General features: G+C 64.8%; 26 protein-coding genes. 7 read left to right on the forward strand and 19 right to left on the reverse strand.

All coding sequences use genetic code 11. The features are described 5' to 3' along the window. Positions 1 to 21 precede the first annotated feature (21 nt). From BLU74_RS10160 to BLU74_RS10185, 6 genes are all read right to left on the reverse strand, one after another. Entirely contained in the window at positions 22 to 1,353 is a 1,332-nt protein-coding gene (locus tag BLU74_RS10160; protein WP_089767175.1) for an amino acid ABC transporter substrate-binding protein, read from the reverse strand. A gap of 182 nt (positions 1,354 to 1,535) precedes the next feature. After that, a complete protein-coding gene (locus BLU74_RS10165) occupies positions 1,536 to 2,612 on the reverse strand; it encodes a cupin domain-containing protein (protein WP_175454614.1) in 1,077 nt (358 codons plus the stop codon). A 190-nt stretch (positions 2,613 to 2,802) separates the two neighbouring features. Next, positions 2,803 to 2,991 carry a hypothetical protein gene (locus BLU74_RS10170; protein WP_089767176.1) on the reverse strand — a complete coding sequence of 63 codons (189 nt, stop codon included), beginning with the start codon at positions 2,989 to 2,991 and terminating at the stop codon, positions 2,803 to 2,805. A 131-nt stretch (positions 2,992 to 3,122) separates the two neighbouring features. After that, complete coding sequence (locus BLU74_RS10175; RefSeq protein WP_089767177.1) at positions 3,123 to 3,524, reverse strand: acyl-CoA thioesterase; 402 nt, start codon at positions 3,522 to 3,524, stop codon at positions 3,123 to 3,125. Next, positions 3,524 to 4,225 (reverse strand): acetate--CoA ligase family protein, encoded by a 702-nt coding sequence (locus tag BLU74_RS10180; RefSeq protein WP_089767178.1) that lies wholly within the window; start codon positions 4,223 to 4,225, stop codon positions 3,524 to 3,526. The genes BLU74_RS10175 and BLU74_RS10180 overlap by 1 nt, the downstream gene beginning before the upstream one ends. Then, positions 4,218 to 5,663 carry a CoA-binding protein gene (locus BLU74_RS10185; protein ID WP_089767179.1) on the reverse strand — a complete coding sequence of 482 codons (1,446 nt, stop codon included), beginning with the start codon at positions 5,661 to 5,663 and terminating at the stop codon, positions 4,218 to 4,220. The genes BLU74_RS10180 and BLU74_RS10185 overlap by 8 nt, the downstream gene beginning before the upstream one ends. Before the next feature lie 136 nt (positions 5,664 to 5,799). Between BLU74_RS10185 and BLU74_RS10190 the strand changes: the two genes are divergently transcribed. Beyond that, positions 5,800 to 6,567, forward strand: a complete 768-nt coding sequence (locus BLU74_RS10190) for an ABC transporter ATP-binding protein (protein WP_089767180.1) — start codon at positions 5,800 to 5,802, stop codon at positions 6,565 to 6,567. Positions 6,568 to 6,582: 15 nt separating this feature from the next. On the opposite strand, the gene BLU74_RS10195 is transcribed toward BLU74_RS10190, so the two are convergent. Then, complete coding sequence (locus BLU74_RS10195) at positions 6,583 to 7,221, reverse strand: MBL fold metallo-hydrolase (protein WP_175454615.1); 639 nt, start codon at positions 7,219 to 7,221, stop codon at positions 6,583 to 6,585. A 133-nt stretch (positions 7,222 to 7,354) separates the two neighbouring features. Here BLU74_RS10195 and BLU74_RS19300 point away from each other — a divergent pair, with 133 nt between their 5' ends. After that, complete coding sequence (locus tag BLU74_RS19300; RefSeq protein WP_245705773.1) at positions 7,355 to 8,206, forward strand: anion permease; 852 nt, start codon at positions 7,355 to 7,357, stop codon at positions 8,204 to 8,206. A 45-nt stretch (positions 8,207 to 8,251) separates the two neighbouring features. Next, positions 8,252 to 8,761: an anion permease gene (locus BLU74_RS19305; protein WP_245705774.1), complete on the forward strand. Its 510-nt coding sequence runs from the start codon at positions 8,252 to 8,254 to the stop codon at positions 8,759 to 8,761. Between the two features lie 54 nt (positions 8,762 to 8,815). On the opposite strand, the gene BLU74_RS10205 is transcribed toward BLU74_RS19305, so the two are convergent. Then, on the reverse strand, positions 8,816 to 10,369 hold the full coding sequence (locus BLU74_RS10205) for a class I adenylate-forming enzyme family protein (protein WP_089767181.1): 1,554 nt from the start codon (positions 10,367 to 10,369) through the stop codon (positions 8,816 to 8,818). Positions 10,370 to 10,498: 129 nt separating this feature from the next. Here BLU74_RS10205 and BLU74_RS10210 point away from each other — a divergent pair, with 129 nt between their 5' ends. Next, positions 10,499 to 11,380, forward strand: a complete 882-nt coding sequence (locus tag BLU74_RS10210) for a UbiA prenyltransferase family protein (RefSeq protein WP_089767182.1) — start codon at positions 10,499 to 10,501, stop codon at positions 11,378 to 11,380. A gap of 27 nt (positions 11,381 to 11,407) precedes the next feature. Here the strand turns inward: BLU74_RS10210 and BLU74_RS10215 are convergent, their stop codons facing one another. Then, entirely contained in the window at positions 11,408 to 12,175 is a 768-nt protein-coding gene (locus BLU74_RS10215; RefSeq protein ID WP_089767183.1) for an IclR family transcriptional regulator, read from the reverse strand. A gap of 269 nt (positions 12,176 to 12,444) precedes the next feature. Next, positions 12,445 to 12,957, reverse strand: coding sequence for a gamma carbonic anhydrase family protein (locus tag BLU74_RS10220; protein ID WP_089767184.1), 513 nt, complete (start codon positions 12,955 to 12,957; stop codon positions 12,445 to 12,447). A 230-nt stretch (positions 12,958 to 13,187) separates the two neighbouring features. Between BLU74_RS10220 and BLU74_RS10225 the strand changes: the two genes are divergently transcribed. After that, on the forward strand, positions 13,188 to 13,592 hold the full coding sequence (locus BLU74_RS10225) for a universal stress protein (protein WP_089767185.1): 405 nt from the start codon (positions 13,188 to 13,190) through the stop codon (positions 13,590 to 13,592). Positions 13,593 to 13,652: 60 nt separating this feature from the next. On the opposite strand, the gene BLU74_RS10230 is transcribed toward BLU74_RS10225, so the two are convergent. Beyond that, complete coding sequence (locus BLU74_RS10230; RefSeq protein ID WP_089767186.1) at positions 13,653 to 15,011, reverse strand: methyl-accepting chemotaxis protein; 1,359 nt, start codon at positions 15,009 to 15,011, stop codon at positions 13,653 to 13,655. A 117-nt stretch (positions 15,012 to 15,128) separates the two neighbouring features. Further along, positions 15,129 to 15,572, reverse strand: a complete 444-nt coding sequence (locus BLU74_RS10235; RefSeq protein ID WP_089767187.1) for a MaoC family dehydratase — start codon at positions 15,570 to 15,572, stop codon at positions 15,129 to 15,131. A gap of 155 nt (positions 15,573 to 15,727) precedes the next feature. Between BLU74_RS10235 and BLU74_RS10240 the strand changes: the two genes are divergently transcribed. Then, complete coding sequence (locus tag BLU74_RS10240; protein ID WP_089767188.1) at positions 15,728 to 16,051, forward strand: hypothetical protein; 324 nt, start codon at positions 15,728 to 15,730, stop codon at positions 16,049 to 16,051. 143 nt (positions 16,052 to 16,194) lie between these two features. Continuing rightward, on the forward strand, positions 16,195 to 17,442 hold the full coding sequence (locus BLU74_RS10245; protein ID WP_089767189.1) for an FAD-dependent monooxygenase: 1,248 nt from the start codon (positions 16,195 to 16,197) through the stop codon (positions 17,440 to 17,442). Between the two features lie 152 nt (positions 17,443 to 17,594). On the opposite strand, the gene BLU74_RS10250 is transcribed toward BLU74_RS10245, so the two are convergent. From BLU74_RS10250 to BLU74_RS10280, 7 genes are all read right to left on the reverse strand, one after another. Beyond that, positions 17,595 to 18,746 (reverse strand): acyl-CoA dehydrogenase family protein, encoded by a 1,152-nt coding sequence (locus BLU74_RS10250; protein WP_089767190.1) that lies wholly within the window; start codon positions 18,744 to 18,746, stop codon positions 17,595 to 17,597. A 49-nt stretch (positions 18,747 to 18,795) separates the two neighbouring features. Further along, positions 18,796 to 20,418, reverse strand: coding sequence for a long-chain fatty acid--CoA ligase (locus BLU74_RS10255; RefSeq protein WP_089767191.1), 1,623 nt, complete (start codon positions 20,416 to 20,418; stop codon positions 18,796 to 18,798). 1 nt (position 20,419) lies between these two features. Beyond that, positions 20,420 to 20,950, reverse strand: coding sequence for a Zn-ribbon domain-containing OB-fold protein (locus BLU74_RS10260; RefSeq protein ID WP_089767192.1), 531 nt, complete (start codon positions 20,948 to 20,950; stop codon positions 20,420 to 20,422). A gap of 2 nt (positions 20,951 to 20,952) precedes the next feature. Next, positions 20,953 to 22,143 (reverse strand): thiolase C-terminal domain-containing protein, encoded by a 1,191-nt coding sequence (locus tag BLU74_RS10265; protein ID WP_089767325.1) that lies wholly within the window; start codon positions 22,141 to 22,143, stop codon positions 20,953 to 20,955. 1 nt (position 22,144) lies between these two features. Further along, positions 22,145 to 24,094, reverse strand: coding sequence for a 3-hydroxyacyl-CoA dehydrogenase/enoyl-CoA hydratase family protein (locus BLU74_RS10270; protein WP_089767193.1), 1,950 nt, complete (start codon positions 24,092 to 24,094; stop codon positions 22,145 to 22,147). A 119-nt stretch (positions 24,095 to 24,213) separates the two neighbouring features. Beyond that, positions 24,214 to 25,224: a branched-chain amino acid ABC transporter permease gene (locus BLU74_RS10275; protein WP_089767194.1), complete on the reverse strand. Its 1,011-nt coding sequence runs from the start codon at positions 25,222 to 25,224 to the stop codon at positions 24,214 to 24,216. Next, positions 25,221 to 26,075, reverse strand: a complete 855-nt coding sequence (locus BLU74_RS10280) for a branched-chain amino acid ABC transporter permease (protein WP_089767195.1) — start codon at positions 26,073 to 26,075, stop codon at positions 25,221 to 25,223. The genes BLU74_RS10275 and BLU74_RS10280 overlap by 4 nt, the downstream gene beginning before the upstream one ends. Positions 26,076 to 26,091: the final 16 nt, after the last annotated feature.

Raw genomic sequence — 26,091 nt, forward strand, 5'->3', positions numbered from 1 at the left:
ATTACGCGTGGATTGCCGTGGTCATCGCTCGCTCCACGGAGGGATCGGGTAGCGGAAGTCGAGTGCGCGTTCGGAGTCGGTGTCAGGGAAGACAAGCCGCTGCGCACCGTCCCACCACTGCCCGGTCGGTGCGGTCAGTTCGCCTTCGGAGGGAAGCCCGTTGTCCTCGAAGCTGAACGTTCCGATGACGGTCTCGAACTCGGTGTTCCGCAGTGCATCCCGGACCGCTTCCGGTTCGACGGAGCCAGCCGCTGAGACGGCCTGTTCTGCGACCTGCGTCAGATTGTACGACCCACCGACGTTGACCGGCATATACTGGGCGTCAGTGTCGTAGGCATCGAAGAACGTCTCACGGAGTTGCGCGTTGCCGTTGCCGGTCAGCCCCGGCACCCAGCCGGGACACATCAGTGCGTACGCGCCCGCCTGACCGAGCGCGGACCACCACGCCGAGGGGTCGGCACCGCGGACGAACTTCAGCATATCCGGCGCCCACCCGCTGTCAGACATCTGGTTGACAGCCGTAATGCCGCCACCGGGCGTTGGGTTCGAGAGCAGGGCTTCTACGTCGGCGTTCTGTGCCTGCGAGATGAGCGTCGAGAAGTCCGAGGATCCGATCTCGAAGACCTCGCGCATCACGACGTCGTAGCCGGCTTCGGTGAGGACGTCTTCCCAGTAGTTGGCCTGCTCCTCGCCCCACCCGGAGTTGGGCTCCCAGATGCCGATGTTGGTCGGACGGTCTTCTTCGGGGAGGAGTTCGATCGTTCCCAGCGTCGACCGCGCCACGTCCCGAGACTTCGGGAAGGGCGCGAAGGTCCACTCGTAGTTGTCGTTTCGATGCGGCTCCTCGTACGCGAATGCGATCCCGATGAAGGGGAGGTTCTGATTCTCCGCGAAGGCGCTTCCCGCAGTGACGAGCAGACTGGAGAAGCTCCCCCAGATCATGTTCACGTCGTTGTTGCTGACGATGGCCTGGAGTTGCTCGCGAAGCGTTTGGGCGTCACTCTCGTCGTCTCGAATGATGAGTTCGACCTCGCGGTCGAGGTTCTGGTTCATCCGCTCGACGCCGAGTTCGTAGCCTCGACGAAGGTCCTGCCCGAGTGAGGAGAACGCCCCCGTCTCAGGGACGGTCGCAGCGATCGTGAGCGGCGTCGTGTCGTCGCCGCTGTCGGTGGTTTCGGTTCCACTGTCAGTGCCGTCTGATCCGCTGTCTCCACCGGAGTCACCACCGTCGTCGCCGCCGTTGCCCCCGTCCCCACCGAGGGTACACCCGGCGAGGCCAGTGATCGCGACCGAGCCGGCCGCGCCTGCTCCTTTTAGATACGTCCGTCGTCGAATTGTGTCATCACGAGCCATACCGTACGCGACGTTAATTATTATGGGATATAAATATGGGTGGTTCGTGCGAACGCGCGCGGCCTCGCACCGGGGGACGCTGCTGGGATCCCAGTTGGCGCCGGTGCTACTGGACGTGGTAGTTTCACGACAAGTCGAGTCGCGCGTCGGACGGACCGAGCCAAAAAAGACAGGCGGTGTCGTTACGAGGACGGCGTGGCTTCGGCGTAGAGGTTGAACGCCTCGTAGACCGGCCGGTCAGTCATCGCCAGCAGCGTCGCCTCGCCGTCGGGTTCGTGGTGGTGGATCTCGTCCGGCGGGACGATGAAGGTGTCCCACTTGCCCCACTCGAGCGCTTTGTCGCCGACGTGAGTGGCCCCCTCGCCCTCGATGACGAAGAAGACCTCCGTCATATTGTGGAAGTGCGGGTCGGTCTCCTCCTGCATCAACTGCGCGCGGAACGACATCGTCGGGAACAGCGGCGGTTCGCCAGTCGCCGGGTTGACGTACGCCAGACTGTAGCCGTCGTGCGGGTTGGGGTCGTTGTTGTCGGATCGCTGATGCAGCGATTCGACCATATTGTCCCACTGGAATCGATACGGCGGCGTCGGCTCGCGAATCCCGTCGAACGGACCGGGAATGTCGTCGCCCTGGAGGTCTTCCTGGGCGCGACCGCGGCCGTACTGGGACGCCCAGTACCCCTGGCTCTTGGTGACCGGCTGTCGTTCGAGTTCGTGGTACTCGAACGTGTTCTTCGCGTTGAGCGAGTCGAGGACCAGCGGCAGGTCGAGCACGTCGAGCCACGCGGCGGTCTCGTCGCTCTCGTTGACGTGATCGTGCCACTCCCACTGTGGGGTGGTGATCAGGTCGTTGTCCTTCATCGGGAACTCCTCGCCCGCGACCACCGTCTTCATGTCCTCGTGTCCGTCGATGGTGAACCGCAGGGCGTTCGCCCCGTGACGGTGCGAGGGCGCGGTCTCGCCGGGCGAGACCGTCTGGACGCCCACGTAGATCGAGTTCGAGATCGCGTGCGCGGTGTTGATCGGCACGGCGACCCGCCGCTGGAAGCCCGGCGGGAGTTCCGAGATCGGAACGTCGCGCTCGATGGCGTCGATCGCTTCCTGCATGTCCTCCCACTTCCAGATCTCCGCCTCGGGGTCCTCGAGGGCGTTCCCCATATCGTCCTCGATCTCCCACAGCGGCTGGAGGTTGTGCTCCTCGAGAATGTCCCAGGTGTCGGAACTCATCTCTAGGAGTTCCTCTGGTTCTTGCTGTGCCATACGGTTTTGTAGGTTGAACTCGATAATAAGTGTGTTGGACGTGTTCACGGAGCACGGCGGACGGAGCCGCGGCTCTTGCCGACAGAGACGATCGCACCGGCCCGTTTTCGGGGTTCTGACGCGCTTGGCTCCGTGGGACTCCTCGATCCGGGTGCCAGCGAATCACTCGACGCTTCGTGCTGTCGTCGGATTACGCTTCGGCCTGCGGCTTCGCCTGGGCACTGAACACCTCTTCGGTCGTGAAGAGCGCCCGACAGTCTTCACACACCATCTGGCGCTGGATGGCGTACTCCCAGAGTTTGCCGCCACACTCCAGACAGTCGAAGTGTGCCTCCACGAACGGATCCTCCGTCGCATACGGGTTTTCGAACTCCGCCATACACAATGAATGCCTCGTTACTCTAAAAAGGGTATCGCCCGGCCCCCACCGAGACGCCCGGTGATGACGCTCGTCCCGTGGGCAGCGGGACACGGTTTCGACGGCCGGCTCAGTCGCCGGGCCGGAGCGCGTTACTCCTCGGCGTACTCTTCGAACTGTTCGTAGATTTCGTCCGGGATCTCCACCGCTCCGCCGCCGCCCGTCTCCGCGCAGACGCGCTGTTCGTAGCCCGAGAACGCCAGCGTGTCGCCGACGTAGGCCTCGTACACGAAGCGAACGGCGCGCGTGCTCGGTTCGGGCGTCAGGGTGATCCGGACCTCGTCGCCCGCGTTCAGCGGCGCCTCGAACTCGAAGCCCATATCGACGAGCGGGAACCCGAAGTCGTAGTTCTGGGTGAGGTCCCAGAAGGGGAACCCGATCTCCTGCATAAACATATCGGAGGTCTCGTGAAGCGCGTCGACGATGCGCGGGTAGTGAGCGATGCCGTGTGGGTCTGTGTCCGAGAAGCGGACCGTCCAGGTTCGTTCGAACATTAGTGATCCTCAAGCACCACGAGAGCGTCGAGGGCCATCACTCCATCGGTCCGCGCAAGCACCGGGTTGACGTCGAGTTCGGCGATCGGGTGCTCGACGACGAGATCGCCCACGGCCGCGATCGCGGCCGCCAGCGCGTCGACGTCCGCCGGCTCGGCCCCGCGATAGCCACGGAGCAGTTCGATGGCTTGCAGGTCTTCCACGGCCGAGCGCGCTTCCGCGTGATCGACCGGCGCGATGCGGTGACTCGTGTCCTCGAAGACCTCGGTGAAGACCCCACCCAGTCCGGTGAGGACGACCGGCCCGAAGGAGGGATCCCGGAGCCCTCCGACGATGACCTCGGTCCCGCGCTCGGTGTCCATCGCCGACTCGACGAGGACGTCGGCGTCGATTCCCCGCTCCTCGGCCGCCGAAGCGATCGCTGACGCGGCATCCCGTACCGCATCGGCTGAGTCGAGGCCGACCGCGACGCCGACGCCACCGGCCCAGTCGCTCTTGTGCGTGACTGCCGTCGAGGCGACCTTCACGACGACGGGGTAGCCGATCGCTGCCGCCGCATCGACCGCGGCCTCGGCGTCTTCACAGACCGAGAAGGGTGGCGTGTCGATACCGACCGACGCGAGCAGCTCCTTCCCCTCGGCCTCGGTCAGCGTGCGTCGACCGTCTGCACGAGCCGACGCGATCGGGTCCGGTTCACGCATCGTCGGCCACCCCCGTGGTGTCGCCGCCGACGTCGGTGACAGTCCGGTCGTGACCCCCGTTGTCGTCGCCGCCACCGTCCGTCACGGTTGTCTCCTCGGCGTACAATCGGGCGTACCGCGCCAGGGTGCCGGCGGCGTCGGCGGCACGCTCCGGCGTCGGGAAGGTCGGGACTCCGATCGCCTCCAACTTGGATCGCGCCGCGCTGAGATCCTCCTCGATTCCCTCGGTCGCGAAGAGGACCGGCTTGTCGACGCGCGACGCGAGGCCTTCGAGCGCGTCGATCGGGAACCCGATCGATTCCTCGAAGAGTTCGTAGACGAGGACGATGTCGATGCGGTCGTCCTCGGCGACGGCGGTGACGACCTCGCCGAACGCAGGCATCGGCCGGCCGGTGTCGACGGGGTTGTCCGCGTAGGTGATTCCCGGGAGGATCTCGTCCACCCGCGATTGGGTCTCCGCGGTCAGTTCCGGCAACCGACCGCCGGCGCGCTGGATGCGATCGGTGATGATGATTCCCGGGCCCGCCTGGGCCGTGACGACACCCACGTTCGGGCCGTCGGGTTCGGGTGCGGTGCCGAGCGCCGCGGCCGCGTCGAGCAGGTCGTCGGTCGCGTCGACCGTCGGCGTGCCGTACTGTTCGAACCCCGCGGTGTACAGTTCGTGATCCCCCGTCAGCGCGCCCGTGTGCGACTCAGCGAAGTCGCCCACGTCGGACTGTCCGACCTTGTAGGCGACGACGGGCGTCTCGCTCTCCCGGCAGGCTTCCAGCAGTTGACGACCGTCGTCGGTGCCCTCGATGTGGAGGACGATCGCGTCGGTCTTCTCGTCGCTGTCGAAGTACTCGACCGCCTCGGCGAAGCCCACGTTGGCGCGGTTCCCGAGACCGACCTCCGCGGAAACGCCTCGGCCCTGGCGTCGAGACTGGAACGCCAAGACGAGTCCCACGCCCCCGCTCTGGGCGACGACAGCGATGTTCCCCTCGGGGACCTTCTCGGCCCCGCTGGCGAAGGAACACCGGAGATCCAGCGACGGGACGATGAAGCCGCTCGTGTTGGGACCGAGCAGCGAGATGTCGTACGCGTCGGCGACCTCGACAGCCGCTTCCTGAAGCGCTTCGCCCTCGCCGCCGGCCTCGGCGAACCCGCTGGCGTAGATGACCGCCGCGCCGATGCCGGCCTCGCCACACTCCTCGAGGACGTCCGGGACGGCCGGCCCCGGCACACAACAGAGCGCGAGGTCGACCTCGCCGTCGATTTCCGTCACGGACGGGACGAACTCCCGGCCGAACAGTTCGCCCTCCGTAGAGGGATTCACGGGGTAGACGGGACCGTCGAACGTCGCTGCGTTCGCCATCGCCTCGTATCCGATCTTGCCCTCGGTCTTCGACGCGCCGACGACGGCGACGCCCGAGGGATCGAATAGCTCACCAAGAGTCACAGCCAACCATAGCCACAACTCCGACAAAGCGTTTTCCACTGTGTCTCGCTCGGTCACAACTGCCGGGGCTCTCGACGAGCGGCCGCGATTCGCACATTCCGTAAGTTTATGATTGTGCATAGGGTATCGGACGGCAATGACGCTACTCGAAGGCCGAGGCCTGACGAAGAAGTTCGGCGGGGTCGTCGCGATCGAGGACGTATCCTTCACCGTCGAGCGCGGCGAGGCCGTCGGGCTCATCGGGCCGAACGGCGCGGGCAAGAGTACGCTCTTCCGGACGATCACGGGCGTTCACCCGCCGACGGAAGGCGAAGTGTACTTCGACGGCGACGAGATCACCGGCAAGAGTCAACACGAGATCTGCCACCGCGGGCTGGCGAAGACCCACCAGATCGTCCGGCCGTTCGAGAGCCTCTCGCTCTTAGAAAACGTCGTCGTGGGCGCGGAGTACGGCGGCCGCGAATTCGACGACACGCGGGCGAGAGCACGGGAGATGCTGGAGTTCGTCGACCTCGGCGATCAGATGCACGCCGACCCGGGCGAACTCAGCGTCGGGGGACTCAAGCGACTGGAGATCGCCCGGGTGCTGGCGACTGACCCCGAGATGGTCCTCTTCGACGAGGTCGCCGGCGGCCTCGACCCCGAAGAGACCGAGGGCATCATCGACCTCGTCGGCGACATTGTCGACGAGGGCAAGACGGTGTTCCTCATCGATCACGTGATGCGTGCGCTGATGTCCGTAAGCGAACGCGTGATGGTGCTCGACAACGGGAAACTCATCGCCGAGGGGACGCCAGACGAGATCCAGAACGACGACGAAGTCATCGAGGCCTATCTCGGCGAGCACGCCGGAAAGGACCTCTCAGACGCCGTCGCCGACGACGAAGCTATCGCGGGCGACTGACTGGTACTGCAGCGCTCAGCGCTTACCCGCGAAGTCGACGAACGCCGCGATCTTCTCGCTCGCGTTCTCGGTCACGCTGGAGCCGTGATACACGAGGCCGACGTCGAAGTCGTACTCGAGCAAGTTCGACAGTTCCTCGTCGGCCCGACCGAGGTCCGCTGAGTAGTGGGCCGTCGGGAGGACGTAGTACCCCGAGGGCAGGCCTCGGGCGTCCGATCCGAACAGCGCGTCGCCGATGACGGCGATGCCGCGGTCCCCGTCGACCAAAGAGTGATGGCCCTGCGCGTGCCCGGGGACCGAAACGGCGGTGAACGGCCCGACCCGATCGCCGTCGCCGAAGCGGTGATCCGGTTCGATGTCGACCTCGACCCCCTCAGGCACCCACGATTCGAGATCGAATCGGTCGACGAGCCCCGCGAGCCCGCCGACGTGGTCGCCGTCGCCGTGTGTGATGACGATTCGCGCGGGCGTGATGCCGAGTTCCTCGGCGGCCGAGGCGACGACGTCGACGGTGTCTTCGAACCCTGCATCGACGAGCGTCGGCGTCTCTCCGTCGAAGAGGAACACCCGCCAGCGGGCGTCCGGGGCCTCCTTGACGGTGATGTCGTACACGTCCGGTGCGATCTCAGTGATGTCTGGGAGTGCTGTCGTCATCAGCACAGCCTACATCGTATGGGGTAATAAACGTACGTCGCGGCGGGGGTTGCACTCGTGTCGCCCGACGGCTCGCCGGACGCATCGTCATCCTCATAACGGACCGCGGTGACACGTTTCGCAACGACCCGCTATGATCGATGGACTCCCCACGCGCGCGCTCACGACGATTCCGTTCGATCCCTCCTGGCTCTCGCTGCCCGCCGGCGTCCTCGCGGCTGGCAGCGTGCTCGAGTACGCGCCCTTCGCGCCCGATACCGTCCGGATGCTCGCGATCACCGTCTTCTGTGTCGCGCTCTGGATCGGGACGCCGGTCAGACCGTGGTTCACGGCCCTCGTGGGAATCGGTCTCATGGGCGTCGGGTTCTCGACCGAACTGGCCCTCTTCGGCTTTCGCTCGCCGGCCACCTGGCTCGTCGTCGTCGGCCTCCTGATCGGCGAGGCCGCCAGCGAGAGCGGTCTGGCCGAACTCGTCGAGCGGATCACGCTCCGCCGGATGCCCGAGCGGATCACGACCGATGCGGTCGCGGTGTATCGCTACCTCCTGATCGTCCTCTCGCTGGGGAGCCTGGCGCTCGCCGTCCTCGTGCCGTCGTCGCTTGTCCGGGTGCTCATCCTCGCGCCGATCCTCAAGTCGCTCGGCGACCTGTTCACCGAACGCAGCGCGAAGATCGGACTCTTTCTCGGCCCGCTGTTTGCGACCTACTACGGCGGCTCGGGGTTTCTGACCGCCTCGCTCGCGAACATCATCGTCAGCGGCCTCGTGGAGTCAGGCGGCGGGCCCGCAATCTCGTGGGCCCAGTGGGCGCTGTATATGGGCCCGGTCATGGGGATCGGCCGCGTCGCCGTGATCGTGGCGGTCACCTATCTCCTCTATCGACCGAGTAGCCGCGATGCGATGACCGATACCGACATCGAGATGACCACCGCCTCGCCCTCCGAGCGACGGATGCTCGGGTTCCTCTCGGTGGGCGCCGTGATCTGAAAGACAGACTTCGTCCACGGACTGCATCCGCTGTTCGGGGCGGTCGTGGTCGCTCTGCTCGCGTTCGCCCCGAAGATCGGCGTCATCGATCACGACGCCATCGGCGAGACCGACTTTTCGATCCTCTTCTTCCTCGGCGCGATCTTCGCGATCGCCGAGGGCCTGCAGCGAACCGACTTCACCGACCTGGCGGCTGAGTCGCTGTTGTCGTACCTTCCGGCGGACCCTTCGCTCCCGGTGGTCCTGCTCTTCGTGCTGGGGATCTCCGCCGGACTCGCGTTCCTGATGGAGGGACTCGCGGTCGCGAGCGTCATCACGCCGGTCTTCGTCTCCTTCGCCCAGAGCACTGGGCTCCCCCTGGTCCCGATCGCGATGATCGAGAGCGTGGCGCTGAACGCGTACTTCTTCCCCTATCAGTCGGCGGTGCTCGTCGGCATCCTGGGACTGGGCGTCGTCGATTCGGTCGAACTCAGTCGGATGGCGAGTGTCTGCACCGTCGCGACGTACGTGGTCCTCCTGCCGATTCAGATCGGTCTGTTCGTGCTGTTGTTCTGAAGAGCGGCCGGCCGCCGATCGACGGTTGTGAACGAACGACTGGGGCGCGTCGAGTCAGTCGAAGTGCTTGTCGATCAACTGCTCGCGCATAATGGTCCCCGTGTCGGTCCGTGGCAGCTCGTCCTCGGTGATCGCGTACGCCCGCGGGCGTTTGAAATCAGCGAGGCCGTCGTGCTGTAGACAGTACTCGTCGAGTTCGTCGTCGGTCAGCTCCTGGCCTTCCTCGACGACGACGACGGCGGTCACGACCTGTCCCCACTGCTCGTCGTCCCGGCCGAAGACGCAGGCCTCGATGACGTCGGGGTGGTTTCCGAGCACGCGCTCGACTTCGGCCGGGTAGACGTTCTCGCCGCCGCTGACGATCATATTGTCCACGCGGTCGACGATGTACAGATAGCCGTCCTCGTCGATCCGCGCGACGTCGCGAGTGCGGAGCCAGCCGTCGAAGTACGAGCGTTCGCTCGCTTCGTCGTTGTCGATGTACTCGTGAGACATCCCCGGACCGCGGGCGATGATCTCGCCCCGTTCGCCGGCGTCGACGGTCGCTTCGGGGTCGGGGTGCTCGTCGAGCGGCACGCTGTCGACCACGCGGATCTCCCAGGTGAACGACTCCTTGCCGATAGTGCCGGGATGCTCCTCCTGCACGCTCGGATGCGCGAAGGTGAGGTCCGGCCCCGCCTCGGTCATCCCGTAGGTGTTATAGACGTGTTCGCTGATGTGTTCGTGCGTCTCCTCGATGAGGTTCTCCGTGACAATCGCGCCGCCGGTTCGGATGTACCCGATGGTGTCGGTGTCGTAGGTCCGCCCGTCACCGCGCTGGATGTCGTTGAGCGTCTTCAACTGCGTCGGGACCGCGAGCAGTCCGGTGACGCCGTGGGTCTCGATGAGATCCAGTGCCTCCTCGGGCTCGAACGTCGAGTGCAGGACCACGGTCGCGCCGGCCACGAAGTGCGGGTACAGCCAGGCGTCGGTCGTCACCATATGGTACCACGGCGACGTGCACAGCGCGACGTCGGTCTCGTCGATGCCGTGCTCCATAATGACCTGGACGGCCCCGTACCAGAGTTGCTCCTGGTCGAACTGGACGGTCTTGGGGACGCTCGTGGTCCCGCTGGTGTGGAGGACCGCGCACTCCTCGCCGTGCGGCAGCGACGCGTCCAGTTCAGGGGAGGCGTCGTCGAGGACGGCCTCGTAGGACTCGATCGCCTCGTGGTCGACCGACTTCTCGCCCGCGTGGATCGCCCGCTCGAACGTGCCGCGGTCGACCAGTTCGACGGCGTCCTCGACGTTGTGGTCGTCGAAGACGAGCAGCTCCGCGTCGGCCGTCGTGGCCATATCGGCGAGTTCGGTCACGGTGGCTCGGTAGGAGAGTTGCACCGTCGCCGACCCCCGCTTGTTGCCCGCCCACATCGACTCGATGGACGAGGCGTCGTTGATCGTCAGGACGGCGACACGCGCCGCCCCGACCCGCTCGCTGAGCGCGTTCGCCAGCCGTGTGCTCCGCTCGTCGAGTTCGGCGTACGTGAACGATCGCCCGTCGTCGGTCACGAGTGCGAGTTTGTCGGGATAACACCTGACCGTTCGGGCAAGCGCGTCGTTGAGCTTCATAATGAGCGTTAGAAGCGAACAACGGAACTGCGACATTAATTGTTTTGATTGTGGATGGACCGTCCACATCGGCGCCGGTCTCGTCGCCTGAGGAGTGGTTTTATCACTGCATAGCGGGACCGACCGCGTATGTCGCGCGTGACTGGAGGGCTCCTCGCGTACGTGCGCCCGACGTTTATGCTCCCGGCGGTCGGGATGTCTGTCTACGCGGCGGTGCTGGCTCCCGGAGAGCGGCTAGCGCTGCCGGCCGCAACGCTCCACGCGTTCGCGGCTGGGGCTGCCCTCTACGTCGCGCACCTCCGAGACGGCTACGTCGATGGACACCACCGCGGCGAGGAGACGCCGCGTCTGTCCGTCCCGGCCTTCCGGTGGGCGATCCGTCTCGGGGCCGGTCTGGTACTCGCGCTCGCGGCGGCGCTGGGGAGCATAGCGACCCCGATCGCCGGACTCTCGGTACTCGGGTTGCTGGCGCTCGCGCTGGCCCACGCACCGTATCTCGATCAGCACCCGGTCACGGTCACCGTCGATTACCCACTCGGCATCGCGCTCGTGGTGATCGGCGGCTATGCCACCCAGTCGGCGATCGACTCGCGCGTCCTCGCGGTCGCCGCGGCCTTTTTCGGCCTCCTCGCGGGGATCAAGATCAGCATCGACGCGCTCGACGCCGACTTCGATCGGTCGATCGACAAGCAGACCATCCCGGTGCGATTCGGGTCGGTGGCCGCCGACCGCATCGCCGCGGGCATATTCGGGGCGACGGCGGTGTGGACGGTCGCGATCGCCGTCGCGGGCGTGGTCGGCGTGCTCACTATCGACCCACTGCTCGCACTCGCGGCCGCGGTGGGGCCGCTCGGGTGCCTGGGGGCGGCCGTGACGACCGACGACGAACGAACGGTTCGTCTCCAGATGGGACTCACCTACGCGTTCGCCGCATCGCTGTTTTTCGCGGTGTGCAACGGCCGGTGCGTCGGCGCGGCCCTCCTGCGCTCGGCGGGACTGGGCCTCGGCTGACGGACCCCCCGGTGCCCATCGCCGCCGTTACTGATACGCGAGCGTGAGATCGATCTCGTCGGTCGCCGCCCGCAGTCGATCCAGGATCTCACCCTCACACCGCTCTTTCGACATCCGGTGGGCGGGTCCGGCGACACTCAGCGCGCCCTGGATCTGATCGTCGACGGTGAGCGGGACGCCGATCGCCTGGATCCCCTCGATGTCCTCGCTGAGGTTGAGCGCGTAGCCCTGTTCTCTGATTCGCGCGAGTTCCTCGTCGAGGTGGTCGCGATCAGTGATCGTGTTGTCGGTCTTTCCGGGGAGCCCGTGCTGGTCGATGATTTCGTCGACTCGTCCGTCGGAGAGATTGGCGAGAATGGCCTTCCCGCCGGAGTTACAGTGCATATACGCCCGGGTTCCCAAGAGCGCGTTGACGTTGATGTCGTTGTCGCCGGCGCGGCCATAGACGTACATCGCTTTGCCATTCTGGTAGGTGATGAGCCAGACCATCTCGTCAGTCTCCCGCTCGAGTCGGTCGACCACGACCATTCCCGATTGGAAAATGTCCAGTTCGCCGCGGACGTACTGGCCGTACTCGAAGAATTTCAATCCGAGATGGTACCTGTTGTCCCGCTTGACGACGAATCCCCGATCGCGGAGCGTCGTGAGGTGCCCGTGCGCGGTGCTCTTAGCGACCCCGAGAGAGTCAGCGATCTCGGTGACGCCGGCCCCGTTTCGATCACGGAGCAGTTCGACGATGTCGAACAGTTTCTCGTCGGACTTGATGCCGCGCCCGGCAGTTGCGTCCCGTCCCATACCTATGCTCACGGAACAGCGATTAAGTATTTATCGTGTGGATTTTCGGCTTCACGCTGAATGTGACTCCCGCTGGGCCCGAGTTTTGTTCGATGGGAGCGAATATCGGTGTTCAAACCGGATCTCATAACAACCGTACGGCTGTTACTACACGAGTTCTGAATTTTCAGGAACAAAATACGAAGATTCTGGCCTGCGACGGAGGCCTCGGTCGACTCGTCGGTGGGTTGCTTCGATGCCGTGTCACGTCTATATCGCTGGTCGCCCGGTCACGCCGTCTCATCGCGACCCAGGCCAGCGGCCCGGAACCGCTCGGCGAGTTCGACGTACGTCTCGTGCGTTCGCTCGATCTGCGCACGTTGATCGTCGGTCAACGGACGAGTCTCCGCCGGCGTCCCGTACGCCAGGTGTCCCGACGGAATGGTCTGCTCCTGGAGCACGACTGCGTTGGCGGCCACCACGCAGTGATCCCCGACGGTTGCGCCCCGCATCACCGCGCTCTGCATCCCGACGAGCGTCTGATCGCCGATCTCCGCGTAATCGACGACGGCCCCGTGCCCGACCGTGACGGCGTCACCGAGCGTGGCCCCGTGGAGCGTCGTGAACTCCTGGACGTTCGTCTCCGTGCCGACCGTCACCCCGCCGTCGTTACCGCGCAAACACACGAACGGCCAGACGCTCGCCCTGCTCTCGACGGTGACGTCGCCCACGAGATACGCCATCTCCGAGACGAACGCCGTCTCGGCTACCGTCGGTTTCATCGCTTCGAACGTGCGCTGCATAGAGACCAGGCGGTCAGCATCGGTGATAAAACCCACGCGTGGTGCGGGATTCAGTGCGGCCGCACAGGCCGGTGTCCCGATTTCGACGACGCACGGTATTCGACTGTGTCGAACAGCGCTGAAACAGTCGTTGTGTGCGCCCGAATCGTCGGACGGACGGGCAGTGTGCGCCGGCCGATTCACCGAGAACGACCGTGGAATTATAAGTAGGTGGCCGGTGGAAATGACGTATGGTCCGAATACTGCTTGCACTTGACGACGAAATCCCACAGGCGCGCGCACAGACCAACGCGATCAGAGACATCGTCGATACCGCCGAGAGCGCGGAGGTGTACATACTCCACGTGTTCAGCGATAATCCCGAAGGGGCCTCAGTCCAGCAGGTCGAGGCGGTTCGAGAAGCCCAAGAACGGCTCGAATCCGCCGGCGTCCACGTCAACCTCTTGGAGGCCAGCGGGTCGTCGTCGGACGAGATCCTGCGGTTCGCCGACGAGTACGACGTCGATCAGATCTGTGTCGGCGGGCGCAAGCGCTCGCCCACGGGGAAGGCGCTGTTCGGGAGTGTCACGCAGGACGTCATCCTCGGCACCCACCGTCCCGTGCTGGTCTGTGGCAGCACCCCCGAAGAAGAGTAACGAACCGCCCGGTGGCCGCGAATCCCCGTCGAATCGGTTTTTTTGGCGACTCTCGCCGACTCAGTTGTCGTCGATTACGGAGTCGAGGTTTCGCTCCAGTGACTCGACACTCTGCCGGATCTCGGCGACCTGCTCGCTCTGTTGCTGATTGGCGGTGGCGAGTTCGGCCACTTCGTCGGCGATCCGTTCGACCCCCTCGACGGTCGTTCCCAGCATCGCAGAGATGTCCTCAGCGCTCGATGCCTGTTCGTCGGTCGCGGTCGCGATCTGTTCTAACTGCTCTGAGACGTCCGCGATCGCGTCCTGGATCTCGCGCTGATTCGCGTTCACGGTCTCGATCTGGGCCTCGATCTCGTCGACGCGCTGGGCGGTTTGCTCGACTCCACTGACGGTCTCTTTGGCGATCGTCGCGATCGATTCGACGAGGCCTTCGATCCGCTCGGCCTCCTGCTTCGATTCCGCGGCGAGTGACTTCACCTCGTCGGCGACGACTGCGAAGCCCTCGCCAGCCTCGCCGGCACGGGCAGCCTCGATCGACGCGTTCAGTGCCAAGATATTGATCTGGTCGGCGATGTCGTCGATCACGGCCACGACGTCGTCGATCTCTTCGACCCGGTCTGCGAGGTCCACCGCGTCGTCTGCCATACGATCACTGGCGTCTGCGACGTCTTCGACCGTCTGCAGCAACTCGTTCGTCGACTCCTCCGACTGGGTGGCGAGATCGGCCGTCTCAGAACTCTGCGTCGAGATTGTCTCGACGCTCGCGGCGACCTCTTCGGTCGTCGCGCTGAACGTCTGGATCTCGTCGTCGACTTCCCGGACGTGTTCGGCCTCCTGCTCTGCGACTTCGGCGATCACGTCGACGTTGTCTGTCACCTGCGAGGACGCAGTTTCGAGGCCCGCGACGGTGCCCTCGAGATCTTCGCGGACTCGGGTCTGGACTTCCTGCATCGACTTCCGCTGCTTGACGAGGTCAGTGACGCGATAGAGGATCTCGAAGGACCCCGCGACCTCACCTTCGGGCGTCGTCAGGGGAACGCCCATCGCTCGGCCGTGTCGCTTCTCGCCGTCGGCGCTCGTGATCGTTCGAACCTCGGTCTCTCTGATCCGCTCGCCCGTCCGCGCGACCTTCTCGGCGAGCGTCTCGGTGACGTCTTCGGTCCCGATCACCTCGTGGGCGGGTTTTCCGAGTGCTTCTTCGGCCGGCAGCCCAGTGAACTCCGTCTGCATCTCGTTCCAGTGCGTCAATCGGCCGTCGTCGTCGACGGCGATCACGGGCTCGGGGATCTCCGCAGCGAGTTGGTTGAACAAACTGCGCCAGTGATCGCGTTCGGCGCGGTATCGTTCGGCGTCGTTGCGGATGTCGGAGAAGTCGGGGGCGAGCGTTGCGTCCCGCGGCACCGGGCTTTGCTTCGTCATCACTCACTGATGATTGATACGGATACATTAACCTGTCCGGCTGATTTTCAATGGTGATACTCCTTGGTCACCCCCATTCGGAGCTAGCCATTCAGCCCGGCCGGCGACCCGGTGCAGTCACTCGTCGTACGCGCGAGTCTTCACCAGCGCCGTGGTCTCGTAGGTGACGACCGCATCGCCGTGTTGGTCGCGCGCTTCGATGCCGCGCGTGATGAACCCACTGACGTCGCGGTCCGAGGGCCACTTGTCCACGATCTCGGTGTGGAGTTCGAGCTGGAGTCCGGGCGTCACGGGCTTGTGCCATCGGATGTCGTCAGCACCGATCCCGGCGATGGCTGCCACCGGATCGGGATTCTGATTCACCATTCGCATACACATCGCCATCGTGTGCCACCCCGAGGCGACGAGTTCGCCGAACATCGAGTCCGCAGCCGCCTCCTCGTCGACGTGGAACGGTTGCGGATCGTACTTCTCGGCGAACTCTTTGATCTCCTCGGCGGTGACCTCATAAGAGCCGAAGGAAGCAGTCGTCCCGACCTCGATATCCTCGTAGTATTGCATTACCTGTTACTGGGGTGCCGACGTAGAAAATCCTTCGACGGCGACGCGGTTCGTGTCGGGAGCCGTCTCCGAATCGTGCCGACAGATCGGCGCGTGTGCGAAGGGCTCACGAGCGGACCAGAAAGGTTTACATATGGTAGCCCAAAGTGGCAAATATGGCGTTACCGGACGACCTCAAAGAGGCTGCCGAGGAAGCTGAAGACCTGCCAAACCCGCGCGACATCGTCGCAGAAGACGAGGAAGTTCCGCTCGAGGAACTGTTCGACGAGGCATTTATGACCGCGCACACGGACTTCGACACCTTCGACGAGATGGTGGCTGCGAGTCCGTCCTCGGCGTCCGCCGCGTCGGAACTCGATCTGATTCCCCGCGGCGAGTGGGACGACTTCGTCGCGGAGACGACGGAGTACGACGACGAAGAGGAGTTCGTCTTCGCTGTCCGCGACCACTGGGTCGCGACGAAACTCGGCCTGAACTGAGGCGATCGCTCCGACTGGCAGTCGCACCGCCCGCCGACCGACCACCGACCGGTCTATCGACCGAATCGGGCGTTTTCGCCGTTCTTACCCCGGTCTGACCGCAATAATTATGTAGAGCCTGTCGTAAGCATACAGTATAGACGATGAGTTCAACTGACTCCGATCAGCCAGTGTTGATCGCCGGTGCGGGACCGACGGGGATGACGGCAGCGCTTGCACTCCACGCGCGCGGTGTGCCCGCGGCAATCGTCGAGGCGGATTCCGCGGACCGCGACCGCGACGGGAGCCGGGCCATCTACGTCCACGGTGCGACGCTCCGAACCCTCGAACGGATTCACCCGGGCCTCGGGACCGACCTCGTCGAAGAGGGGCTCGTCTGGCCCACCCGTCACACGAAGTGGCGCGGCAAGACCGTCTTCCGACGGACCTACGACAACCCCGGCGGCGACAGCGAGATTCCGCACTTCTCGAGCCTCCCGCAGGTCGTCACCGAGAAGTACATGCACGAAGCGCTGGACGAAGCGGGCATCGACATCCACTGGGACGCCGGCGTCGAGACCGTCGAGTCGACGCCCGAGGGCGTCCACGTCGAAACGGCCGACGGGCAGGAGTGGGACACGCCGTACCTCATCGGTGCCGACGGCGGCGGCTCGCAGGTGCGAAACGAGATCGGCTCCGAGTTCGAAGGGACCCAATCGGAGAACTCGTTCATCATCGTCGACGTCGAGACCCTCGACGACAACTCCATCGAGGAGGAACCGATCCCGTTCGAGCGGCTCTTCCACTACGACTCGCCCCACGCCGACGGCCGGAACGTGATGCTCGTGCCGTTCACCGGCGGCTGGCGGCTCGACATCCAGTGTCTCGGCGACGACGACCCCGACGAGATTGCGAGCGACGAACGGATGCGTGAGTTCGTCCGCGACATTATGGGCGAGGAGTACGTCGACAACATCCAGTGGACGTCGACGTACAAGTTCCTCCAGGTGCAGGCTGACTCCTTCGTCGACGAGCACCGTCGCGTCCTCCTCGCCGGTGAGGCCGCACACCTGCTCGCGCCGTTCGGTGCCCGCGGGATGAACTCCTGCGTCGCCGACGCCGACGAGGCCGCCTCGGCGGTCGCCGTCGCGATGCGCTCGAACGACGCCGTCGCCCGTGACGAGGTCGAACTCTACGCGGCCCGTCGAGAGCGCGCGGCAGAGTACAACATCGACGCCGCGGGTGAGGCGCTGGATTACCTCCAGGGCGACAGCCCCGTGACGGTGCTCCGAAAGGAGGCCGCCGCGTCGCTCGCCGACTACTTCGAACCGGCCGGCGAGTACCTCGACGACGCGCCGTACGGTCCGCACACGGCACCGCCCATCGCCTCGACCGGCCGCGCCAACTACTGACTCCTCCCCGAGGAAGTCATCGATCCCATTTTTTGCGGTACGTTCCGAGCGACCGACAGCCGTACAGCGGCCCACCGTCTCACGATCCTTTTGTGGACCTGTCGCTTGCGAAGAATACTACCGAAGGTGAGAGACGATCCGAGGGCCGGCGATCAGAAGTTCCGATAGATCAGGTCCCGCTGGACCGCGCCCACGCCCTCGTAGGTCATCGGCATCCGAACGTCGCGGTAGACGCGGGTGACCCGCTCGTCGTCGAGGAGCGCCCGACCGCCGTGCAGTTTCATCGCCGTCTCTGCGCACTCGGCGGCGACTTCGGTGGCCTTGGCTTTCGCCATCGCGGCCCAGCGCTCGGCGTCCTCGCCGTGCATCACCTGTTCGACGGCCTGCCACAGGAGCGCGCGAGCGCTCTCGAACTCCATCCGCATCTCCGCGAGGTCGTGCTGGACCGACTGGAAATCGGCGACCTCCTGGCCGAACTCCTCTCTGTCGTGGACGAACTCCCAGGCCTCCTCTATGGCGGCGGCCGCGAGGCCGATGCCGTGCGCCGCCACCCGGACCCGGCCGGAGTTGAAGAACTCCGCGACCATCCTGAACCCCTGGCCGCGCTCGCCCACGAGGTTCTCTTCTGGCACGCGACAGTCGTCGAGGACGATGTGCGCCTGCTCGGAGGCCCGATAGGCCATCTTCTCGGGGATCGATTCGGCCTCGTACCCGGGTGCGTCGGTCGGGACCAAGATGAGCGAGTGGTTGCTGTGACGGTCGTCGGTGTCCTCGGTCTTCGCGTAGACGGTGATGTAGTCGCCAGAGATGCCGTTTCCGATCCAGTACTTTTCGCCATTGAGCACCCACTCGTCGCCGTCCAGTCGGGCCGTCGTCTCCATCCCCGCCAGGTCGCTTCCCGTGTCGGGTTCGGAGATCGCCATTCCCGTCCGTTTCTCACCCTCGGCGACCGCACGGAGATACGTCTCCTTCTGGGCCTCCGTCCCGAACTCCTGGAGGATTTCGGTGCCGAAGCTCTGACTGACAATGCCCAAGCCGAGGCCGGCGTCCGCCCGGAAGAGTTCCTCGACGGTCGCGACGATTTCGTCGAGGGACCGACCGGGACCGCCGTACGCCTCGTCGATCTCCTGGGCGACGAGGTCGGCGTCGTGTGCCGCTTCGACGATGTCGACCGGATACGCCGCCGACTGGAAGTACTCGCTCGCGCGAGGCCGCAGCTCCGTCTCCGCGAAGTCGCGTGCGTGCGCTTTCAGGTCCTGTGCCGCGTCGGGAACGACCGCGTCGGTGAGTAGGTCTGATTCCATCGTGTTCGCCGTTGATGTTCCGTGTTCGAGATGTTCGTGCGCCGGTGCGTTACTGCTCTAGCGGGAGTTCGCCCTCCTCCTCGATGAACTGGTCGCGGAGGTCTTTCTTGTTGAACTTCTGGGTGGTCGTCTTCGGAATCTCATCGACGAACCGGAAGACGTCGGGCAGCCACCACTTCGGGAACGTCTCCAACAGGTGCTCGCGGAGCGACGCCTCGTCGATGGAGTCATCCTCGGTGACGACGAACGCGACGGGGCGCTCTTGCCACTTCTCGTGTGGGGCCGCGATCACGGCCGCCTCGCCGACCCCGTCGGCGTCGATGAGCGAGATCTCCAGTTCGACCGAAGAGATCCACTCCCCGCCGCTCTTGATCGCATCGTCGATCCGGTCGACGATGTCGAGGTAGCCGTACTCGTCGATCGTTCCGATGTCGCCCGTCTTGAACCAGCCGTCCTCGAAGGACGATTCGTTGGCCTCGGGACGCTTGAAGTACCCGTCGGTGAGCCAGGGCGAGCGGGCGTGGATCTCGCCCGGGGTGTCGCCGTCGTGTGGGACCGGCTCGCCGTCCTGCGTCCGAAGGCGGATTTGCGCGCCGGGCGCGGGGATGCCGGCCTTCCGCTTGAGTTCGTACCCCTCCTCGTCGGGGAGGTCTTGCATCTGCGTCGTCTCGAAGGTGTTCGCCAGGTGTGGCGACGCCTCGGTCATCCCGTAGCCCTGGTATATCGGCGCCTCGTAGACCTCCTCGAACTTCTGCATCAGCGAGGCCGGCGGCGCGCTCCCGCCGGTCAGTACTCGATCGAGGCTCTCCAGCGGCTCGCTCTCGCTTGATTCGAGGTAGCTGTCCATGTCGATCCACACCGTCGGGACCGCCGCCGCGACGGTCACGTCCTCGGCCGCGATGAGGTCGGCGACTGCCTCGGGGCTCGTGTGCTGTCCCGGGAGGACCAGCTTCGACCCGTAGAACGTCCCCGAGTACGGAAAGCCCCAGCCGTTGACGTGGAACATCGGCACTACCGGCATCACCGTGTCGTTTTCGCTCACACCGAACACGTCGACGTGGCCGTGGACGAGCGTGTGCAGGAACATTCGGCGGTGCCGGTACTGAACGCCCTTCGGGAGCCCCGTGGTACCGGAGGTGTAACACAGCGCGAACTCGCGCTCCTCGTCGAGTTCGGGCCAGTCGTATTCGGTGTCGTAGCCCGCGATGAACGACTCGTAGTCGACGACGGGATCCAGCGAGGTCTCGGGCACCTCGTCGTCGAGGACGACGTACTGTTCGACCGTCTCGAGGTCGTCGGCCACGGCTTCGGCCGTCTCGACGAATGCCGGATCGACGAACAGCAGTCGGTCTTCGGCCTCGTTGATGATCTCGGTCAGGTGGTGCTCCGGAAGCCGGTGGTTCGTGGTATGGATGCTCCGGCCGCTACAGGAGGGACCGAAGTACAACTCGTAGTGGCGGTAGTGATTGACGGCCATCACCGACACCCGGTCGCCCAGTTCGAGCCCGTAGTCGTCGAGTGCGTGAGCGAGCTGACAGATCCGCTCGTAGGCGTCCGCGTACGTGTAGCGGTGGAGCGATCCGTCCGACAGTTTGGAGACGATCTCCTTGTGGCTAAAGAGATCGACGGCTCGCTGCAGGAACTTCGTAATGGTGAGCTCGTAGTCTTTCATCTCAGGTCTCTTTGGGCTCGAAGCGATAAAATACCCGCTCGTGGTCGACCGGGCCGTCGATCTCGACGATCTTGAGTTCGACGGGGTCGCCGATCGAGAGGTCGTCGTACTCGGCGTCGTCGAGGTGCGCTGAGAGGGTGATCTCGCCGAGGTCGACGATGCCGATCACGAACGGCACGTCGTCTTCCATCCCCATCGGGGCACCGGCGCGGACCGTCGAGAAGGCGAACAACTCTCCCTCGTGCGGCAGGTCGACGTACGCCAAGTCGTCGCTCTGGCATTCGGGACAGACGATCCGCGGCGGGAAGTGCAGTTCGCCGCAGTCCTGACACTCGGTCGTCGTGAGTTGTCCCTCCCGGAGGTTGTCGTAGAACTCCGCGATCTCGGTCGTCTCCTCGGTCTGCAGTTCGTAGAAGTCCAACAGCCGCGGCAGTTCGACCTGATCGGGGAGTTCGACGACGTCTCTGCCGCCGTCGGTCCGGATATGGTTGCGCGTGTCCGTGCTGTCTGTGGGGTCGTAGTGGTCGGTCATTGTTAGGGTCGCTCCCGCGAGAGGGTCATCACGCTGTGCACCGAGGCGCTCCCGCTGAGGTTGTGGATCAGGCCCGTCTCCGGCGCGGGCACCTGGCGGTCGGACTCGACGGTGCCGCGGAACTGATTGAACACTTCGAGCGCCTGGGAGACGCCGGTCGCTCCCAGCGGGTGGCCACAACCCAGCAGGCCGCCGCGTGGGTTGACGGCGATGTCGCCGTCGAGTTCACTCCGGCCATCCTCGATGAACTTCCCGCCCTCGCCCTTCTCGACCCAGCCGAGATCCTCGTATTCGACGATCTCGCTGATCGAGAAGCAGTCGTGGACCTCCGCGACGTCGAGTTCTTCGAGCGGGTCGTCGATGCCCGCCTGATCGTACGCCTGCTCGGCCGCGGTCGTCGCCTGCGGCCACGCCGACATCGACGGGAGGTTGTTGATCGAGTTGCCCGAGAAGCACGCCTGCCCGCTGCCGGTGATCCAGGCGGCCTCGTCGCTCACTTCGCGCGCCTTCTCTTCGCTCATCAGGATCAGGCCGGCCGCGCCGTCGGTGACCCCGCTGCAGTCGTACAGACACAGCGGCGGCGAGAGCTCGAACGAGTCGATGACCTCGTCGACGGAAACCTCGCTCTGGAACTGCGCGAACGCGTTGGAGGCGGCGTGGGTCTTGTTCTTCGCGGCCACCTGCGCGAGTTGCTCGCGCGTGGTGTCGTACTCGTGCATATGCCGCTGGGCGATCATCGCGAAGTACGGCGGCGCGTTGAAGCCGTTGACGCCGTCGAACTCCCGGTCCATCACGTTGGCCATACTGGCCTGGGCCTCCGGGGCGTACTCCCGCGGGAGGTTCATCTTCTCGACGCCCAGCACCAGGGCGGTGTCTAACTGCCCCGCAGCGATCGCCAGCCACGCGTATCGGAGCGCCGCCTGTCCGCTGGCGCACGCGAGTTCCGTCCGGGCGATCATACTGTCGACGTCGATGCCGAGCAGTTCCGCGACCATCGGGGCGACGTGCGTCTGGAACGCGAACCGCTCGGGCTGGACGCTCCCGACGAAGAGCCCCTCGACGTCCTCGGGGCCGACGTTCGGCGTGTCGTCGAAGGTGGCCTTGCCGGCCTCCTGTATCAGATCCTTATAGCTGGCCTCTCTGGTCCCCCACTTGGTGTGACCGCCGCCGACGATGCCGACGTTTCGCGTCACGTCAGTCACCCCCGAAGTCGGGTTCGCGATCCTGATTGAACGCCGCGACACCTTCGAGCATATCGTCCGTCGTCGCCAGCAGGCCGAAGCCCTGCGCCTCCAGCGAGAGCCCCGTATCGAGGCTGGCGTCCTGGCCCTCCTGGATCACCTGCTTCGCGACTTCGAGCGCGGTCTGGGGGCCGTTGACGAGGTCGTCGACCACGTCGTCGATCGTCTCCTCGAACTCGTCTGCCTCGACGGCGCGGTTGAGGATGCCCCAGTCTTCGGCCTGATCAGCCGATAACTGCATCCCGCGATAGACCAGCTCTTTGGTCCGCGGCTCGCCGACGAGGCGCACCAGGCGCTGGGTGCCGCCGCCACCGGGGATCAGTCCGAGGTCGATCTCCGGACTGCCCAGTCGGGAGCCTTCGGTCGCGTACCGGAGGTCACAAGCGAGCGTGATCTCGAGTCCCGCACCGAGACAGAAGCCGTCGATCTTCGCGACCGTCGGCCGCGGGTACTCGTAGATCGTCTGGACCGTCTCGTCGACGCTCGCCAGGTCAGTGGGTTCGGCGACGGTGAAGCCGGTGATGTCCGCCCCGGCGGAGAACGCCCGGTCGCCGGCCCCCTCGAAGACCACGCAGGCGACGTCCTCATCGTCTACTGTCTCGAGGAGCCGCTGGACCTCGTTGAACATATCCGTCGAGAAGGCGTTGAGCCGCTCCTCGCGGTCGAAGAGGACGTGCAGTTTCCCCTCCTCGGTGAGTTCGTGGCTGATGTAGTGGTACGGACCGCCGTCGCTGTAGTCGTAGAAGCCCTTGCCAGCCTTCTCGCCGGTGTGGCCGTTCTCGACCAGCTCGACGAGGTAGTCGGCCGGTTCGTAGCGCTCGGCACCGGTCCGCTCGTGGAGGTCTCGGAGCTTCTCCAGCACGGTGTCGAGGCCGAGTTTGTCGCCGGTTCGGCAGGTCCCCTCGGGCAGTCCGCCGCCCAGTCGCATTCCGATGTCGATATCTTCGGGGTCAGCGACGTCGTCGCCGACGAGCTTCGCCGCCTCGTTGATCATTCGGGCTTCGATCCGGAGTGTGTCGATCCCCTCGCCGTCAGTGGGTTCGTAGTTGACACCCTCGCCGTCGTCGTAGTCGTAGAACCCCTTGCCGGTCTTCCGACCGAGGTCCTCCGCGTCGACGCGAGAGCTGATCGACTCCGGAATCGGGTCGTCCCACTGCTCGCGACTATGATAGAAGATGTCGAGCCCGCCGAAGTCGTTGAGTTCGAAGGGGCCCATCGGATAGCCGCGCTGGAACACCATCGCCGCGTCGACGTCTTGGATCTCGACGTCGCCCTCGTCGTACATAAATCCGGCTTCGCCCATGAACGGGGTCAGGACGTTGTTGACGACGAACTGCGGGACGTCCTTTCTGACGCGGATCGGCGTCTTGTCGAGTGACTCGACGAATTCCACGCCGGCGTCGATGACTGCTGCTGCGGTCTGCTCGCCGGCGGCGACCTCTACGAGGTCCATCTTCACCGGCGGGTTGAAGAAGTGCATCCCACAGACGTACTCCGGGCGATCGGTCGCTTCGGCGATGTCGCCGACCCGGAGACTGGAGGTGTTGGTGGCCATAATCGTCTCTTCGCCCGACGCCGCGTCCACGTCGGCGAAGATGTTCCGCTTGATCTCCAGATCTTCGGGCGCGGCCTCGATCACGAGGTCGGCGTCCGCGACCGCCGCCTCGAGATCGACCATCGTCGAGATTCGCGCCAGCACGTCGTCGGGATCCTGGTCGATCTGGTTCTTTTCGGCGAGTTTCTCGAGGCTCCACTCGATCTGTTCGTATCCGTCCTCGACGAGGTCCTCTTCGATGTCGCGAAGCACGACATCGTAGCCGGCGATCGCGGCCACCTCCGCGATACCGTGACCCATACTGCCGGCTCCGAGGACTGCAAGGCTCTCGATTTCTGCGTCCATCATCTAAAACTTCGGATCGTTCATATTTAATGTGTCGGTGCTGTTACGCGCTCCGTCACATCGCAGACCACCGCAGACTGACTCGGTTTCGACGATTCCCCGTCGAACGCGGGTTGAGGCCGCTACTTTGATTTGCCACGTCCGAGTGCACCACTGAGCGCCGCCGGGAACTCCCGATCGTCCACCAGCGACTGCAGGGAGGGGACGATACCGTCCCGGAAGTAGAGGAAGAGGATTGTCAGCAGGATGCCGAACGCGACGGTCCGCCACTGTCCGAAGTTACCCAGGAAGTTGTCGATGTAGATCACCACGGCCGCGCCGACGAGCGGACCGTACCGCGACCGGAGGCCACCGAGGACCAAGACGATGAGCACCAGCACGTCGACCGTGTTGAAGCTGAACAGTGACGGGATGATGAGCCCGGTCGTCTGTCCGTAGAACGGCCCCACGAGGCCGATGATGAACGTCGCCACGAATCCGGCGAACACCTTCAGCCGGATGACGTTCACGCCGGTCGCCCGGGCGGCGAATTCGTCCTGGCGGATGGCGGCGAACGCCAGTCCGTACTTCGAGCGTTTCAGCCAGGTGTAGACGCCGAGGACCGCCGCGAAGATCGCGACGAGCACGTAGAACTGGACCGCAAACGGCCCCAGTCCGGTCAGCTGCTCGACGGCGGGGAGTTCGAGCCCCCGGAACGGGAAGCCAGTGCTCCCGCGGGTGATGTCCCGAAGGCCGACCAGTACCTCTGAGATGATCATCTGGAACGCGAACGTCACGATCGCCAGGACGATCACGGTGAACTGTCGACGGGCGGCGACGTAACAGACCAGTGCGCCGAACGTCCCCGCGAACAACGCGCCCACGACGAGCGTGAGCCACGGTGAGATCCCAAGATACTGAGCCAACAGCGCGGTCGTGTAGGCGCCGACTGCCGCGATGCCGCCCATAAAGAGGATCAGCTGATTGGTCTCTCCGAAGATGATGTTGAGCGCCATCGCGAAGATGGCGAAGATGATCACCCGGATGAAGCGTCGGGAGATGTAAGTCGTCGAGGGATCGAAGAACAGCAGCGGGACTGCCAACAGTGCGACGAACACGAGCGGGGTGACGAGACGGTCGCGAGTCACGTTCATGATATCTGCTCCGGCTTGTAAATCAGCACGGCGATTGCAGCGGCAAAAAGCGTAACGGTGGACAGGTACGAACCGAACAGTGCGCCTGCCACCGTGATGATGATGCCGAGGACGATACCTGCCGCGACGGTGCCACGGATACTATCGACACCGCCGACGATCGAGACCATGATCGCGAACGTCGTCAACTCGAAGGCGCTCGCCGGGGCCACCTCCGCGTCGAGCGCGTACAGGATCCCACCTGCGCCGGCGATCGCCGCACTCAGTACGAAGACGATCGACTGGACCCGTCGGGGTCGAATCCCACAGAGGATCGAGCCGGTCTCGTCCTGAATGACGGTCCGGGTTGCGATCCCGAGGTACGTGTAGTTGAAGAAGTAATAAATGAGGCCGAACAGCACCGACGCGGAGACGATGACGGCGATTGACGATCCCGTGATGCTGGCGCCGCCGAGATCGATCGACGGCACGTCACTCTCGAGGAAGAAGCTATCCGCGAAGAACACGAAGAGCAGCCCCTCGAAGAGCAACGAGAGCCCGAGGGTGACGAAGATGCCGAGCAGTTCGCGGTCCTCGCCTTCCTCTTCGTACACGAGCGAGAGGACCGATCGGTCCACCACCAATGCGAACAACGCCACGGCAGCGACGCCACCGACACCAGCCACGAGCAGTTCTGGCACGACGCCGAGGATGAATGAACACACGATCACGGCGACAACGGCGAACACCCCGAGTACGAGGTTGAGGATTCCCCCCAACCCGAAGACGAGGGTGATCCCCAATCCGAGGAGTGAGAGGATCATCCCCCTCGCCAACCCGTCCACAAGTAACTCTGCACCTCTGGCAAGCATAGTCAGCCATCTTGTG

Source organism: Halobellus clavatus (assembly GCF_900107195.1).
Classification (GTDB): Archaea; Halobacteriota; Halobacteria; order Halobacteriales; family Haloferacaceae; genus Haloquadratum; species Haloquadratum clavatum.